Raw genomic sequence first — 1,367 nt, forward strand, 5'->3', positions numbered from 1 at the left:
ATTGGGTAAGTCAGCAGGGTTACCCCCGCTTCGTCCCCTAAGCACCGTGCGAACAAGTCTCCAAGTACACGGCGCAACTAACTCCAAAAGAACTCATTTATCACTGCCTTCTCTTTTCTTAGATTTGCGGGTTTGTACCTTTTGGCTTTTGTTCCGCTTCAAAGAGGGTTTTTTTATCCCGGCTTTCAGCATTTTCTGTATGTCGGGATTGAGGGCACCCAAGGCATGAATGGAATGGTGGCAATCTTCATGTAGATAGACTAGATTATCATACTTGTCTGTTCCACCTAGGTGTTTGGGTATAATGTGGTGTGTATGTATGCCATTTGTACCCAATAATTGATTACAAACTGGGCAGGTGTAATTCTGCCTGTTTGCTATTTTGTCCTTTCCTGCCGATAGTCTCCCTTTCGCCGTCTTTTCCATTTGTTTGATTTTCCTCTGTTCCCAGTACCCAATTAGATTGGGGTCATCAGGGCTATTCATGTATTGGACTAAGGTATGGCGTTTGATGGGAGTCCATGCCAGTTTTTGTAAATACATTTTTGAGGACTTGTCTCCAAATACCCATTTGTCATCTCTGCCAGGACAGTATTTCCCGAAGTGTTTTTCGAGTATCCAGCTTGACGACTTTTTGTATTTCCGTAATCCCCATCTCTTCAATTTCCAGAATATATGACTATCCAGGTAGCTGAAAGTTTCTTTAGCGACCACTCCGTCATGATAGTTTCCCCACCCCCTAATAACTGGGTTGAGTTTTCCTATGACTTGGGTAGGGGTTGCACTTTTCAATTTCCTGAATTCGTCCTTCAATTTATCTTTGAATTTTTGTATATTCCTTTTTGAAGGTTTGATTAGGGTCACCAATTCGGATTTGCGTGTGGTGGTTCTATATTTTCGGAAATTCCATCCGAGGAAGTCAAATCCTGCTGTGAGGTGTCTGATACTGGTTTTCTCATCTGATAGATTTAGTCCTATTTTGGTCAACCATTCTTGTAGGATTGCCTTAGCTTCATCTGCATCTTCTTTGTTCTCGGTTAATACCACAAAGTCATCAGCAAAGCGGACAAATGTTCTATTGGATATGTTAGTCCAGAATCCTCCGGATTTTCTTCTTTTGTCTTTGTCCCACCTGTATTTAATTCCCAGTTCTTCCTCCATGCCGTGTAGTGCGATATTGGCTAGTAATGGACTTATCGTCCCACCTTGTGGTGTTCCTGTCTCGGTTTTATAGAATACGTCTTTATCTATGTATCCCGATTTGAGCCACTGTTCCACTAGTTTTTTGGCTGGGAAGTTTCCAATTTTGTCCAGTAGGGGTTTGTGTGCAATATTGTCGAAGCATCCGGAGATGTCCGCGTCTAATA

General features: G+C 42.3%; 1 protein-coding gene. It reads right to left on the reverse strand.

The features are described 5' to 3' along the window. Nucleotides 1-93 precede the first annotated feature (93 nt). A partial coding sequence (locus F6K46_RS39770) for a reverse transcriptase domain-containing protein (protein WP_293118206.1) occupies nt 94-1,367 on the reverse strand: 1,274 nt, incomplete at its 5' end.

The sequence above is a fragment of the Moorena sp. SIO3E8 genome (genome assembly GCF_010692445.1).
GTDB lineage: Bacteria > Cyanobacteriota > Cyanobacteriia > Cyanobacteriales > Coleofasciculaceae > Moorena > Moorena bouillonii.